The organism is Pseudomonas sp. Seg1 (assembly GCF_018326005.1).
Lineage (GTDB): Bacteria > Pseudomonadota > Gammaproteobacteria > Pseudomonadales > Pseudomonadaceae > Aquipseudomonas.
Genome location: NZ_AP021903.1, coordinates 321,215 through 334,187 on the forward strand (window position 1 = coordinate 321,215; position 12,973 = coordinate 334,187).

Sequence of the window (12,973 nt, forward strand, 5' to 3'; positions counted from 1 at the left end):
GTGTTGTCTGTGCTGACGTCATCGCGGGCAAGCCCGCTCCCACAGGTATTTCAGATGCTCACAAAATTTATGTTCACTGAATATCACTGTGGGAGCGTGGCTTGCCCGCGATCGAGTGCGCAGCGCTCGCCATGGACGACGCGGTATCAGGCGCTACGCACCACACTCATCCGCGAAACCAGCGGCAACTTGCCCAGCAGACTGAAGATCGGCGAAGTCACCTTCAGCCAGAAATTCGCGGCGTGATAGGCAAACGGCGTGTAGTAACCCCAGCCCAACGCCCACACCGCCAGCAACACGCCGCCGATGTAATCGTCCTGACCCCAATGTGCGCCGGCCACCAGCCGCGGCAGCATGAACAGCAGCGCCAGGCCCCAGATCACCAGGAACTGGCCGACCGTACGGCTGAACACGCCCATGAACAGCGCCCAGATCAACAGCACCGAAGCATGGTCACCGGGGAAGCTCTGGCTGGAGCGATCCTTCAGCTCCCAGGTCTTCTCCAGATGTGGGAAGTAGTCGCTGATGTGCACCGCGCCTTCAAGGACCATCGACGGGCTGCTGTGTTGCCAGTCCATGTGGTCGGCGAACTTGGAAAACAGCGTGCGGATCACCACCATCAACAGCAGGATCGAGAAAAATCCGAAAAAGGCGCGACGCACATCAATCGCCTTGAACACCCAGTCGCCCTTGATCAGCAGCGTCAGCAGAATCAGCCCGACCACAATGTCGAAAGGACGAAGACTTGCAATTGCCCAGATGTGGAGCCATATCGGGTTGCTGGCCAGCGGTGTGTTGAGTGAGCGGAACAGCCACTCGTCGAAAAACACACACAGCGCGTTGCCCGTAGGCCATAACCAGAAAGCCAGTAGCGCCAATGGCACCACATTGCACAGAACCAGCCGGCCGAGGTTCCACCTTTGTTGGAACAAACCCGGATTGTTCATAAAATGCCTCCCATGGCTAAGCAGTCGGCACCAAAAAAAGTGCCAAGAAGCGCAAATTTTCATTCTTTGTAACCATTTTGTCACCTCATTCAGATACCCAGACCTATGACCGACCTACCGGATACCGATTACACCCAACGCTTCATCTTTGATGACAGCGACACGCGCGGCGAACTGGTCGCGCTGGAGCGCAGCTACGCCGAAGTCCTCGCCAAGCACCCGTACCCGGAACCGGTCGCGCAATTGCTCGGCGAATTGATGGCGGCGGCCTCGTTGCTGGTGGGCACCTTGAAGTTCGACGGCTTGCTGATCCTGCAGGCGCGCTCCGAAGGCCCGATCCCGATGCTGATGATCGAGTGCTCCAGCGACCGTGAAATCCGTGGTTTGGCGCGTTACCACGCCGATCAGATCGCGGCGGATGCGACCCTCAGCGACTTGATGCCGAACGGCGTCCTGGCTCTGACCGTCGACCCGACTGTCGGCCAGCGCTATCAGGGCATCGTCGACCTCGACGGCGAAACCCTGTCCGAGTGCTTCACCAATTACTTCGTCATGTCGCAACAGGTCGGCACCCGCTTCCAGCTGTTCGCCGACGGTCGTCGTGCCCGTGGCCTGCTGCTGCAGCAACTGCCCGCCGATCGCTTGAAAGACGAAGAAGACCGCGCCGCCAGCTGGCAGCACATCACCGCGCTGGCCAGCACGCTGACCGCCGATGAATTGTTGAGCCTGGACAATGAAACCGTCCTGCACCGTCTCTACCATGAAGAGCAGGTGCGCCTGTTCGATGTGCAGAAACTGCGCTTCCATTGCAGCTGCTCGCGGGAGCGCTCGGGCAATGCACTGGTCAGTCTGGGTCAGGAAGATGCACAGGCTCTGGTGGTGGAAAACGGCGGCAACATCGAGATCGATTGCCAGTTCTGCAACCAGCGCTACCTGTTTGATGCGACCGATGTAGCTCAATTGTTCGCTGGCGCAGGCGTCGACACGCCGTCAGATACCCGGCACTAAAACGGTTCAGCGCAGGTAAATTCACTGCGTAACGACGGAATATCGCCGTTACGACGGGAGGACCCTACTCTTTTTGGGCTTTTCTGGCATAATCCGGCCCACTTTTTTCGCGGTAGTAGTGCACGACTTTCTACTACAAAACGTTTGGAGCACACTCGGCCACTGGCCGACGGGGAACCTCATGACGCAAGCCAATAACGCCGTGTACACCGATCTGAGTGTTGATGATCTGGTAAAAGAAGCCCTGAACCGCGGTGAGGGCGAGCTTGCCGATACCGGCGCTCTGGTTGTTCGCACTGGTCACCGCACCGGTCGTTCGCCTGTTGACCGTTTCATCGTTGAAGAGCCTTCCACCCAGGCCGCTATCGCCTGGGGCCCGATCAACCGCAAGTTCCCGGCCGACAAGTTCGATGCCTTGTGGGCTCGCGTCGAGGCGTTCAACAACGCGCAAGAGCACTTTGTTTCCCACGTGCATGTAGGCGCGGCCGAAGATCACTACCTGGCCGTGAAAATGACCACCCAGACTGCCTGGCAGAACCTGTTCGGTCGTTGCCTGTTCATCAACCCGGCGCAGTACAACCCGGCTGGTCGTGAAGAGTGGCAGGTGCTCAACGTGGCCAACTTCGAGTGCGTGCCAGAGCGTGACGGCACCAACTCCGACGGTTGCGTGATCCTCAACTTCGCACAGAAGAAAGTGCTGATCGCCGGCATGCGTTACGCCGGTGAAATGAAGAAAGCCATGTTCTCCGTGCAGAACTTCCTGCTGCCGGCCGCTGACGTGCTGCCAATGCACTGCGCCGCCAACATCGGCGAAGAAGGCGACGTGACCCTGTTCTTCGGTCTGTCGGGCACCGGTAAAACCACGCTGTCGGCTGACGAAAGCCGTTACCTGATCGGTGACGACGAACACGGCTGGGGCGAAGGCGTTGTCTTCAACATCGAAGGCGGTTGCTACGCCAAGTGCATCGACTTGTCCGAGAAGAACGAGCCGGTCATCTGGAAAGCCATCAAGCACGGCGCCGTTCTGGAAAACGTCGTCATCGACGACGCCAAGCACGCCGACTACGCCGATGTCAGCCTGACCCAGAACAGCCGCGCCGCGTACCCGCTGGAGCACGTTGCCAAGCGTTCCGAGCACAACCTGGGCGGCGAGCCAAACGCTGTGATCTTCCTGACCTGCGACCTGACCGGCGTGCTGCCGCCAGTGTCGATCCTCAACGAAGAACAAGCGGCCTACCATTTCCTGTCCGGCTACACCGCTCTGGTGGGCTCGACTGAAATGGGTTCGGGCAGCGGCATCAAGTCGACCTTCTCCACCTGCTTCGGCGCACCGTTCTTCCCGCGTCCGGCCGGGGAATACGCAGAGCTGCTGATCAAGCGCATCCGCGGCTTCGGCTCCAAGGTCTACCTGGTCAACACCGGCTGGACCGGCGGTGGCTACGGCGTCGGCAAACGCTTCAACATCCCGACCACCCGCGCGGTGATCGCAGCAATCCAGAGCGGCGCGCTGATCGGTGCCGCCACCGAGCACCTCGACACCATCAACCTCGACGTGCCACTGGCCGTACCGGGCGTTGAAACCAACCTGCTCAACCCACGCAACACCTGGGCTGACAAGGCTGCGTACGACGAGGCTGCCAAGGCACTGGCCGGTCTGTTCATCGAGAACTTCAAGAAGTTCGAAGTGAGCGACGCGATCAAGGCTGCTGGGCCGAAGTTGTAAGACTTAGTTCTGGTGAATGAAAAAGCCGCCTCTTGAGGGCGGCTTTTTTGTGGGTGATGGGTTGGGTGTCATTATCAGACCAACTGCCAATATTCCCGCAGCGTTCGCGTTAAACAGCCAGAATAATGCCACTTAAGTAGCCGCGAACTCTAAACGCCGTTCTTCTTCTCTTCAGCCTTCATAGCCATTGCCGCCTGGTATGCAGTACTCGCAGCATCTCCACAGCATCAACTTTGATTGTGTAGATGATGTAGTAGTTTGGGGTGACAACCATTTCGCGGGTGCCTTGCGCGATACCTCTTTTGTATAAAGCTGGCTGCTGGCGGACGCTTTCTCCCTTCGATTCGAAAAGCTCATCGAGCTTGATCGCTGCAGCGGGATTTTCCTGGCCGATACGCTCCATGATGTTTTCTCGATCATCCAGCGCCTCTTGGCGCCAGACCAACCTCATCAACGTACTCGCTGACGCAGAGCATCCCGCTTGGCGGCAAATATCCTGCGAGCGTCTTCATCGCTGACGCTGGGTCTTGGGTCATCAATGCTGATTTGTACCTGTTGCTTGACCCATTCTTCATATGCCGCAGCTTCATGCGCTTGTTTCATCGCTTCGGCGCGATCAGGTCGGGCATAGGTTTTTATCTGCAGAGGGTCATAGCTGGAGGCGTCCACATCGAAGTGATTGATACCTACTCCTTGCAGGTAGGTCACCAGTGTTTCAAACCGCTTGAACAGTCGCACCTGACCACTGCGTTGTGCTGCCAGTGAATATTCTTTGTTTCCTTGCTGAATCTGAATTGACCAGCCACCGGGTTTGGCGACGATATGTGCGCTACTGATCGAACCATTCTCAAACAATCGCGCGAGAGTACTGTGATCAATGGTTTCAGTGGTCATGAAGGCAAGCCCTTGGTTGAACAATGGCTCCCATCGTACGCAATCAATAATAGTTTGCAAAATGCAGCTCCTTAAGCTTTGCGCCGAAATCCCAGCGTCAGTGTTCGAGATAGAGGCAGGTAGTTCTAGCTGTGAACGCGCCTGCCGAGGAGTTCGTCAGGCTGGTGCTTTCCAATTGAGCATCTGCTGCTGTGCGACTTGCAGCAGGTCACAGCCATCCTGCGTCAGCAGATAGAGGGCGTGGGTGATGTGGGGGATGTCTTCGACGTCGGCTTGTTTGAAGCTGAGGCAATAGAGGGTTTTTAGCAGATCGCTTGAAGCGCGCAGGCGCTGGACGGCGCATTCGAGGATGTCTTGTGGATTGGCCGTTGTGTCGATGATCAGGGGCTTGGTGTCAGTGAGGTTGGATTCGAGTGGGCGGTAGCGATCGGTGGTGAATTGATTCCATGATTTCATTATTTTTTGCCTCGTTATGCGTCATGAGAATCCGCACCCACCGTGACCAAGCGATAGGTGGCGGACTGCGTTCGGGTTGGTCAACCGATGAGGCATTCACAACCGGCACACCCGAAGGTGTCCCGAACACAGCCGCCATAAAGCGTGCTGACACAAAAAAGCGCCAGCAGCATACAACGACTGTGAATGCACATCTAATACGGGTGACCAAGCCCGAGCCGCTGATTTGGCAGCGACAGTCACGACTATAGAGACGAGCTACACGACGGCGATAGAAGACAAGGAGTCTGTCCTTGTAGGAACAGGACGTAGATTAAATAGGTCATTGCTGACAATCCTTCAGACGTCTTAAACGAGCGCGTTTATCTGCCATCAGTTTCCTGCTTACTTCATCGGAAATGCTTGGCCGAGGATCATCAATGCTGGCTTGGACCTGCCGGATGAACCATGCCTCGTAGGTTTCCTCGTCGCTAGCCTGTTCCGATTCACCGCTCGTACTGTTCATCGTTCTATTTCCTTCTTGGTTAAAAACCTATCGGTCGCCGCTCCGCCTCAACCAATAACCCGATACGCCGCCACATCCAGCACACTGGTCGTCAGCCCCGTCGCAGGGGTGTAGATCGAGCCTTTCACCGCCGAGAACGGTACGCCTTTGCTGCCTAAAGACACGTAGCGTTCGCCTTTATCCAGTTCGGTGAAGTAGGTGTAGGAGATGTTGTGCATCCGTTTGTACCGGGCTTCATCGCGGACGATGCCGTCGGTGAGGGTCTTCAGATCGGTCGCGGTCAGATTCAGGGTTTTGTTCAGTTGCACGCCCCAGCGCTTGAGGCAGGCTTCGGCGAAATGACGGACGACGCGGCCCGGTTCCACCAGGGTTTTCAGGTCACTGGCGCTGACAGGGACGCCGCCGTCGGCGGTGGCGTTGCCGGCCATGGTCGCGTGACGGCCGGCCATGGGATAGATGCAGGTTTTGGTGCCGGTGGCGGTTTGCGGGATGACGCAGCTGAAGCCTTTGGAGCGTTCATCGCGGGCGTAGAAGGCGATGTATTCTTTGACGTTGCTGCCGAGTTTGACCCGATCTTCCTGGAAGTTACCGATTCCCGGAACGGGGTCCAGAGCAAAGATGTTCACCGGAATATTTTTAAGTTGAGTGTCTTTCAACATTGCATTGGCCAGCATATGGCAACTTACACCGCCTCGGCTCCAGCCCACCAGATTGACGCGGGTGGGAATAACACCGTCTTTGCGGAACGTCTTGATAATGCCCTCCTGCAACTTCTGTTGGGTGATGCTGCGGTCGCCATAGTTGTACTTGCGCCAAAACCACGAGCCCTCGGCTTTGACATCTTCAATGGGAATGCCGGCGGCTTTGAGGCGGTTGTATCCGGCTTCGGTCAGTTGTTCGCGTTGCCAGTCGCATTTTCCTTTGATGATATTCAGCGCGTGCTGTACGTTTTCTTCCCAGCCCTTGCCAAACAACGTGCCGCTGAGACCGTATTCCTTGGTTTTGGTAAACAGGTCATCCGCTTGCAGGTTGCCGCTGCCCGGCCCATCCACCACGATCCATTCGGCAAACTCGCGACCGGAATGGTTTGCGGCCAAGGTGGAAATCAATTCGCCGTTCCAGAAGTTTTCATGGGTGGTGTCAAACTTGTTGGAACCCGTGCCGCAAAAAAAGATAGTTAAAACAGTCATGTTTATTGCTCTTGTTTAATGAAAGAGCAGTCAACGTAGTATTGTTCTTTTAAAAGGCAAAGAAGTGGGTTGTTTCGAGATTTGTTGGTTGTTGGGTTTAATTGCGCTGGGCGATTTTAAGTTTTGCAACTTCCAGTAGTTCGCAACCGTCTTGAGTCAACAAGTAAAGCGCCTGAACAATGTTCGGGATGTCTTTGACGTCTGCTTGTTGGAAACACAAACAGTAAAGAGTTTCCAACAGATTGCTGGCAGCGCACAGACGTTGCTGTGCGGCATCCAGCAGGTCTTCATGGCAGGCGTCCGTGTCGATGACCAGCACCGGATTCTCGCTGTAACTGGTTTTCAAACGGCGGTAGCGGTTGAGGGGCGGGTGCAGTGAGTTCATGGATTAGGCTGTCCTTTGAGAAGTCGCTACGGTGCGATTCAGTCGCGTCGGCCACTATAGGAGGGCATCGGGCTGTGGGACAAGACGGCTGCAATGGACAGAGTTCGTAGGGGTTTTTCCGGTGTTCGGGTATTTGCCCTACGTGTTTTCATGGGCTTTTCAAGGCAAAACCCTTAGCTCGGAATTTTCCTACGGGTTTGTCAGGCGCTTCTGAACAAACCTCTGTATGGTGCGCGCCAGAATCTGTGGGACGTTTCCAGACGTCCTATACGCGCATAAAGGGAATTAGGTATGCAGTGGCTACGAATGGCCTTGATTGTGGTGCTGTGGGCCAGTGGTTGCCGTGTAGTAATGGCGGTTGACCTGGATAACGCGCTGGTGCTCGATCATCTGGATCGAACCGGTTGGCCGGAGGCGCTCACCAGCCCGGCGAACGTCGACACGGCCTCGCGCGCCGAAGTGCTGATGTTCGGCAAAGCTCTGCTCGCCAGCGAAGCGCTCGATGAGTCAGGTCTGAAACAACGGTTGGGTGTGCCGCAAGTGCAACTCAAGTCGATCCGGCAAGTGCGCGACGGTTTGTGGGATCACCTGCTGAGCACTTATCGCAACGCCAGTCAGGACTGTGGCGAACAACCCTTTTGCCCTCAGGTGCGCAGCGTCGCTGACCTGCGGCAGTTGGCGGCGGCGTTCACTGGCGACATCAGCCCGGCCCATGCACTTTGGGCAAGTAGAAGCCAGAGTGTGCATGAACAGGCATTGAACGAGCAGTTGCGAGTGGCCGTACTGCTGCCGTGACCTCTGCTGATTGACGTCTAGGCCACAGCGGCTGCCTGCATCGTCGCACCGGCCGCGAGTTGGGGAAGTTCGTCTGGAAACCGCATGCATCCGCCTAGCAGCAGGGCGGAGAGGGTGAGGGCGAGTATTAGCTTCAATCTAGAGTGCATGATCATTCCTTTGAGAATTTTTCACGCATCCGCCGTCCGGGCGTGATGCGGGCGAAACAGTGGGTGGGACTTTATCGCGATGCCGGAAAAGACCGCGATAAACAAATTGTGGCGTTTGTTTCAGCCTGTGACCCAGCGTCAGGGGCTGTATCATTCCGAATCGATTTGGCCCCGACCTTTTCTCGACTCGCTGCGATCGCCCGCTAGGCTGTTGGCATGGCAGCAGTCAAAGGAGTGACAGCGAATGCACAACACCCTGGAACAGGTTTTTGGTTATCCACAGTTTCGCCCCGGACAAGAAACAGCGATCAGTGCGGTACTGGCCGGGCGTTCGGCAGCCGCGATTTTCCCCACCGGTTCCGGCAAGTCCCTCTGTTATCAATTGCCGGCGCTGATGCTGCCGAACCTGACGCTGGTGGTCTCGCCGCTGCTGGCGTTGATGCAGGATCAATTGGCATTTCTGCAACGCCACGGCATTTCGGCCGGCAGCATCGATTCGGCGCAGAGCCGCGAGGATGCCAATGACGTGATGGCCCGCGCCCGTTCGGGTGAATTGAAGATCCTGATGATCTCGGTGGAGCGTTTGAAGAACGAGCGCTTCCGCAATTTCTTGCAGCAGGTGCCGATCTCGTTGCTGGTGGTGGATGAGGCGCATTGCATCTCGGAGTGGGGACACAATTTCCGCCCCGACTACCTCAAGTTGCCGGACTATCAGCGTCAGTTCAACATCCCGCAGACCTTGCTGCTGACGGCCACGGCAACCCCGCAAGTCATCGCCGACATGCAGGCGAAATTCTCTATTGCCGCCGAGGATGTGGTGACGACCGGTTTCTATCGGCCCAACCTCAATCTGCTGGTGGAGCCGGTGCGTGGCCAGGACAAGCGTCGGCGGCTGGTGGAGTGGATGGCCGAACGGCCGGGTCAGCCGAGCATTGTCTACGTGACCTTGCAAAAAACCGCTGAACACATCGCCGAACATCTGGAGCGCAACGGCATTCAGGCCGAGGCCTATCACGCCGGTCTGCCCCACGATAAGCGCGAGGCCATCCAGAAGCGCTTCATGGCCGGGCAGTCCAATTGCATCGTTGCGACCATCGCCTTCGGCATGGGCATCGACAAGAGCGACATCCGCAATGTGGTGCACTTCGATCTGCCCAAATCCATCGAAAACTACAGCCAGGAAATCGGCCGTGCGGGGCGTGATGGAGAACCGTCGGACTGCCTCGTGCTGGCCAATCGTGACAGCCTCAACGTGCTGGAAAACTTTGTCTACGGTGACACGCCGGAGCGTGACGGCATTCGTTATGTGCTCGATGAGTTGAAGGCCTCGGCACCGGAAGGGCAATGGGAGTTTCTGCTTGGTCCGCTGGCGGATCAGAGCAACATACGCGCGTTACCGCTGAAGACCTTGCTGGTGCAACTGGAGCTGCGTGGTCTGATCGCGCCGCGCTATGCGTATTACGCCGAATACCGCTTCAAGTATTTGCTCGAACCCGAGGCATTGCTCGAGCGTTTCGAGGGTGAGCGCCGGGACTTCGTTGCGGCGATCATCCAGACGTCGAGCCGTGCGCGTACCTGGGCCACGGTCAGTTTCGAGGCGATGTACACGCAATATTCGGCTGAGCGCAATCGGGTGGTGAAGGCGCTGGATTACTTTCAGGAGAAGGGCTGGGTCGAGCTTGAGAGCAAGCAGATGACCGAGGTCTACAGCTTGCTGCACAGCGACTTTGACAGTGATGTGTTGAGTGGCGAGCTGCACGATTACTTCACTCGCCACGAACAGACCGAAGTCGCGCGGATTCACGCGATGCTTGACGTGTTCGCCACTGAACGCTGCCTGGGTTATCGACTGGCGGAGTATTTCGGCGATCACGATGCCCCCGAGCGTTGTGGGCATTGCTCGGTGTGTCACGGACAGATTGCTCGTTTACCAGCACCTCCGGAACTACCGGCGCTTGTGGATAAAAACTTCGCAGCACTGTGCGGTGAATTTATCCACAGGCATGAGCAGCACACGGGCAGTGTGCCGACAGCGGAGCGATTGACGCGGTTTCTGTGCGGCATCAGTGTGCCGCTGTTCACCAAGCTCAAGGCGCGGGCGATTTCCGGGTATGCGACGTTGGAGGAGTATCCGTATGCCGAGGTGCGTGGGTGGGCCCAGGAACACCTTTGAGGTTGCATCCATCCGCTGAATGTCGATCATCACGGTAATAAACTTCAAAAACCGTCGATGGCTGACTATGGTGAGACCAGTCTTTGGATCGCCAACAAGAGAACAACATGAGCCAGACATTCGATATTCAGCAGGCGGCGGTAATCGGTGCAGGCACCATGGGCCGGGGCATTGTCATGTGCCTGGCCAATGCCGGCGTGACGGTGCAATGGGTGGATAACAATCCACAGATGCTGGCGCAGGCGCTCGCGACCGTGGCCGATACATACGCACACAACGTACGTCAGGGTCGTATTGATCAGGCCGAAGCCGATGCGCGTCTCGCCCGGATCAGCGCAGCGCCGGATTACGTGGCGATCCGTAATGTCGATCTGGTGATCGAGGCGGTGTACGAAAACCTTGAGCTCAAACAGAAAATCTTCCGTGAACTGGATGGCGTGCTCAAGCCTGAAGCGGTGTTGGCGAGCAACACCTCAGCGCTGGATATTGATGCGATCGCGGCGGCTACCCAGCGTCCCGAGCAAGTGCTGGGTCTGCATTTCTTCAGCCCGGCGCACATCATGAAACTGCTCGAAATCGTTCGTGGCGCGCGAACTTCGCCTGCGGTATTACAAGCGGCTTTGGCGCTTGGCAAGCGCATGGGCAAGGTCAGTGTGGTGTCGGGCAACTGCCACGGCTTTATCGGCAACCGCATGCTGCATCCGTATGTACTGGAGGCGCGCAAGATGCTGCTCGAAGGCGCTTATCCACAGCAGGTGGATGCGGCGTTGCAGGGTTTCGGTTTTGCGATGGGGCCGTTTCGCATGTACGACGTGGTCGGCATTGATCTGGAGTGGCGTGCGCGTGAGCTGGCTGGCAAGGGCCAGGATGCACCGGAGGTCCAAGTGGATAACCGCTTGTGCGAGATGGGCCGGTTTGGTCAGAAATCGGGCAATGGTTATTACCACTACGAGCCGGGCAGTCGTCAGGCAGAGCATGATCCTGAAGTGGATGCACTGGTGTTGCAGATCAGCGAGGGGCTGGGTTTTCAGCGTCGTGAGATCGGCCCGGAAGAGATTCTTGAGCGTTGCCTCCTGGCGCTGGTTAACGAAGGCGCGAAGATTCTGCAGGAAGGCATCGCCGAGTCGGCCCATGACATTGATCTGGTGTATCTGAACGGTTATGGCTTCCCGGCGGACAAGGGCGGACCGATGGCGTGGGCGGATCAGCAGGGGCTGGCGGATATTCATCAGCGTTTGCTGGCGCTGGAGACGCGGCAGGGCGAACACTGGACGCCGGCGCGGTTGATTGCTGAGTTGGCGGCGCAAGGCAAGGGGTTTGCTGACCGTTGAATGAAGTGGCGCCTGTATCAGCGCCTTCGCGGGCAAGCCCGCTCCCACAGGTAAAGTGGTCGTTCTCACGGTCAGCGTCAGAACGATCAATACGAGAACTACGCATGAACCAACGCACTGACTATCCGCACTTCCAGCCCATCACCACACGCTGGCACGACAACGACGCCTACGGCCACATTAACAACGTCACTTATTACAGTTTCTTCGACACCGCCGTGAACACCTACCTGATTCAGGTTGGCGGGCTGGATATTCATGATGGCGAGGTGGTCGGTTTTGTGGTCAGTTCGGCGTGCGATTACTTTGCCTCGATCGCTTTTCCGGATCTGATCGAGATCGGCCTACGGGTCGGCAAGCTGGGCAATAGTTCGGTGCAATACGAACTGGCGGTGTTCAAGGTTGGCGAAAGCGAGGCTTGTGCGGCCGGGCGTTTCGTCCATGTGTTTGTTGATCGTGCGAGCAATCAACCGGTGCCGATTCCTGCCGGGTTACGCGCAGCGCTGGAACGATTGGTGGTGTGAAAAAGGCAAAAAAAATCGCAGCCCGAGGGCTGCGATTTTTGTTCAAGCATTCGCCTTAACGGTGGCGATAGTACTTGTGATGCTTGCGATGGCCATAGGCATGGCCGCGACCACGGTGGTCGTCGCGATAATAGCGACGGTCGTCACGGCCGCGATCATAGCGACGATCGTCGTCATCGCTCTTGTTGCCCATGTAGTTGCCCAGCGCGCCACCGGCACCGCCACCTGCTGCGGAGCCGATCAGGCTGCCGGTGGTGCCGCCCATGCTGCGGCCGACTACGTTACCGCCGGCCGCGCCCAACGCACCGCCAATGGCGGCTTCGCCACGGCTGCGTTTGTCTGCGCCGACCGCACTACCACCCGCGCCGCCCAGGGCTGCGCCGATGGTGGAACCTGTATTGCCGCCTAAAGACTGACCGACGACCGAGCCAAGAACCCCGCCCAATGCGCCGCCCACACCTGCTTCGGTGGTGCCTCCGGCAGAAGCGAAGCCACTGACCAGGCCAAGGGACAACAAGAGAATCGAGGAGAACTTCATAGATGAGCCTCAAAGGGATGACGGCGCCGATCCTGAGGCTGTGGAACAAGGCTGACAATCAAAATCCGACGAATAACACGACTTGTATACAATTGTGCAAGTTACTGTTTTTTATGCGGAACTTAACCGATTTTCGCCGGTCTTTAGCTACTTCGGACAGGCCGCTTTTGTGAAAAAGCGGCCTTTTTTGTGGGCGATGGAAACGCAAAAACAAGAGCTGATCGTAACCACGCTCTGCGTGGTTATGCATCTTTGGACGCTCAGCGTCTGCTATTGGGGAGCGGAGCGTCCTGGTCTGCGTTCCCACGCGGAGCGTGGGAACGATCAACAAACGGGAGTCCTTCGGCCTCCAGCG

The 12,973-nt window shown here is 57.3% G+C and carries 14 protein-coding genes; 6 read left to right on the forward strand and 8 right to left on the reverse strand.

The window, feature by feature from the left end; translation table 11 throughout:
* Positions 1-146 precede the first annotated feature (146 nt).
* Positions 147-947 carry a phosphatase PAP2 family protein gene (locus KI231_RS01350; protein ID WP_213027233.1) on the reverse strand — a complete coding sequence of 267 codons (801 nt, stop codon included), beginning with the start codon at positions 945-947 and terminating at the stop codon, positions 147-149.
* Between the two features lie 105 nt (positions 948-1,052).
* Here KI231_RS01350 and hslO point away from each other — a divergent pair, with 105 nt between their 5' ends.
* Both hslO and KI231_RS01360 read left to right on the forward strand, forming a co-directional pair.
* Positions 1,053-1,955 (forward strand): Hsp33 family molecular chaperone HslO, encoded by a 903-nt coding sequence (gene hslO, locus KI231_RS01355; protein ID WP_103304141.1) that lies wholly within the window; start codon positions 1,053-1,055, stop codon positions 1,953-1,955.
* Between the two features lie 181 nt (positions 1,956-2,136).
* Entirely contained in the window at positions 2,137-3,678 is a 1,542-nt protein-coding gene (locus tag KI231_RS01360; RefSeq protein WP_007917942.1) for a phosphoenolpyruvate carboxykinase, read from the forward strand.
* Positions 3,679-3,856: 178 nt separating this feature from the next.
* Here KI231_RS01360 and KI231_RS01365 read toward each other — a convergent pair whose 3' ends face one another.
* The 6 genes from KI231_RS01365 to KI231_RS01390 form a co-directional block, all read right to left on the reverse strand.
* On the reverse strand, positions 3,857-4,129 hold the full coding sequence (locus tag KI231_RS01365; RefSeq protein WP_123449450.1) for a type II toxin-antitoxin system RelE/ParE family toxin: 273 nt from the start codon (positions 4,127-4,129) through the stop codon (positions 3,857-3,859).
* Positions 4,129-4,632, reverse strand: a complete 504-nt coding sequence (locus KI231_RS01370) for a hypothetical protein (RefSeq protein ID WP_349306215.1) — start codon at positions 4,630-4,632, stop codon at positions 4,129-4,131. Before KI231_RS01370 ends, KI231_RS01365 begins: the two co-directional genes overlap by 1 nt.
* Positions 4,633-4,728: 96 nt before the next feature.
* Positions 4,729-5,028: a hypothetical protein gene (locus KI231_RS01375; protein ID WP_103304144.1), complete on the reverse strand. Its 300-nt coding sequence runs from the start codon at positions 5,026-5,028 to the stop codon at positions 4,729-4,731.
* Positions 5,029-5,350: 322 nt separating this feature from the next.
* Entirely contained in the window at positions 5,351-5,533 is a 183-nt protein-coding gene (locus KI231_RS01380; RefSeq protein ID WP_103304145.1) for an antitoxin PaaA2 family protein, read from the reverse strand.
* A gap of 47 nt (positions 5,534-5,580) precedes the next feature.
* The gene (locus tag KI231_RS01385) at positions 5,581-6,723 is read right to left on the reverse strand and encodes a hypothetical protein (RefSeq protein ID WP_213027234.1); all 1,143 of its coding nucleotides are present in this window, start codon (positions 6,721-6,723) and stop codon (positions 5,581-5,583) included.
* 97 nt (positions 6,724-6,820) lie between these two features.
* Entirely contained in the window at positions 6,821-7,108 is a 288-nt protein-coding gene (locus KI231_RS01390; RefSeq protein WP_103304147.1) for a hypothetical protein, read from the reverse strand.
* A 291-nt stretch (positions 7,109-7,399) separates the two neighbouring features.
* On the opposite strand from KI231_RS01390, the gene KI231_RS01395 reads away from it, so the two are divergent.
* The 4 genes from KI231_RS01395 (at position 7,400) to KI231_RS01410 (ending at position 12,080) form a co-directional block, all read left to right on the forward strand.
* Entirely contained in the window at positions 7,400-7,903 is a 504-nt protein-coding gene (locus tag KI231_RS01395; RefSeq protein WP_103304148.1) for a polysaccharide deacetylase, read from the forward strand.
* A 393-nt stretch (positions 7,904-8,296) separates the two neighbouring features.
* Positions 8,297-10,225 (forward strand): RecQ family ATP-dependent DNA helicase, encoded by a 1,929-nt coding sequence (locus KI231_RS01400; protein WP_213027235.1) that lies wholly within the window; start codon positions 8,297-8,299, stop codon positions 10,223-10,225.
* A 107-nt stretch (positions 10,226-10,332) separates the two neighbouring features.
* Entirely contained in the window at positions 10,333-11,556 is a 1,224-nt protein-coding gene (locus KI231_RS01405; RefSeq protein ID WP_213027236.1) for a 3-hydroxyacyl-CoA dehydrogenase, read from the forward strand.
* 104 nt (positions 11,557-11,660) lie between these two features.
* On the forward strand, positions 11,661-12,080 hold the full coding sequence (locus tag KI231_RS01410) for an acyl-CoA thioesterase (RefSeq protein WP_213027237.1): 420 nt from the start codon (positions 11,661-11,663) through the stop codon (positions 12,078-12,080).
* Between the two features lie 55 nt (positions 12,081-12,135).
* On the opposite strand, the gene KI231_RS01415 is transcribed toward KI231_RS01410, so the two are convergent.
* Entirely contained in the window at positions 12,136-12,618 is a 483-nt protein-coding gene (locus tag KI231_RS01415) for a glycine zipper domain-containing protein (RefSeq protein ID WP_103304152.1), read from the reverse strand.
* Positions 12,619-12,973: the final 355 nt, after the last annotated feature.

Coding starts and splice junctions, on each gene's coding strand:
- KI231_RS01350 (WP_213027233.1), bottom strand. CDS start 947: ATGAACAATCCGGGTTTGTTCCAACAAAGGTGGAACCTCGGCCGGCTG.
- hslO (WP_103304141.1), top strand. CDS start 1,053: ATGACCGACCTACCGGATACCGATTACACCCAACGCTTCATCTTTGAT.
- KI231_RS01360 (WP_007917942.1), top strand. CDS start 2,137: ATGACGCAAGCCAATAACGCCGTGTACACCGATCTGAGTGTTGATGAT.
- KI231_RS01365 (WP_123449450.1), bottom strand. CDS start 4,129: ATGAGGTTGGTCTGGCGCCAAGAGGCGCTGGATGATCGAGAAAACATC.
- KI231_RS01375 (WP_103304144.1), bottom strand. CDS start 5,028: ATGAAATCATGGAATCAATTCACCACCGATCGCTACCGCCCACTCGAA.
- KI231_RS01380 (WP_103304145.1), bottom strand. CDS start 5,533: ATGAACAGTACGAGCGGTGAATCGGAACAGGCTAGCGACGAGGAAACC.
- KI231_RS01385 (WP_213027234.1), bottom strand. CDS start 6,723: ATGACTGTTTTAACTATCTTTTTTTGCGGCACGGGTTCCAACAAGTTT.
- KI231_RS01390 (WP_103304147.1), bottom strand. CDS start 7,108: ATGAACTCACTGCACCCGCCCCTCAACCGCTACCGCCGTTTGAAAACC.
- KI231_RS01395 (WP_103304148.1), top strand. CDS start 7,400: ATGCAGTGGCTACGAATGGCCTTGATTGTGGTGCTGTGGGCCAGTGGT.
- KI231_RS01400 (WP_213027235.1), top strand. CDS start 8,297: ATGCACAACACCCTGGAACAGGTTTTTGGTTATCCACAGTTTCGCCCC.
- KI231_RS01405 (WP_213027236.1), top strand. CDS start 10,333: ATGAGCCAGACATTCGATATTCAGCAGGCGGCGGTAATCGGTGCAGGC.
- KI231_RS01410 (WP_213027237.1), top strand. CDS start 11,661: ATGAACCAACGCACTGACTATCCGCACTTCCAGCCCATCACCACACGC.
- KI231_RS01415 (WP_103304152.1), bottom strand. CDS start 12,618: ATGAAGTTCTCCTCGATTCTCTTGTTGTCCCTTGGCCTGGTCAGTGGC.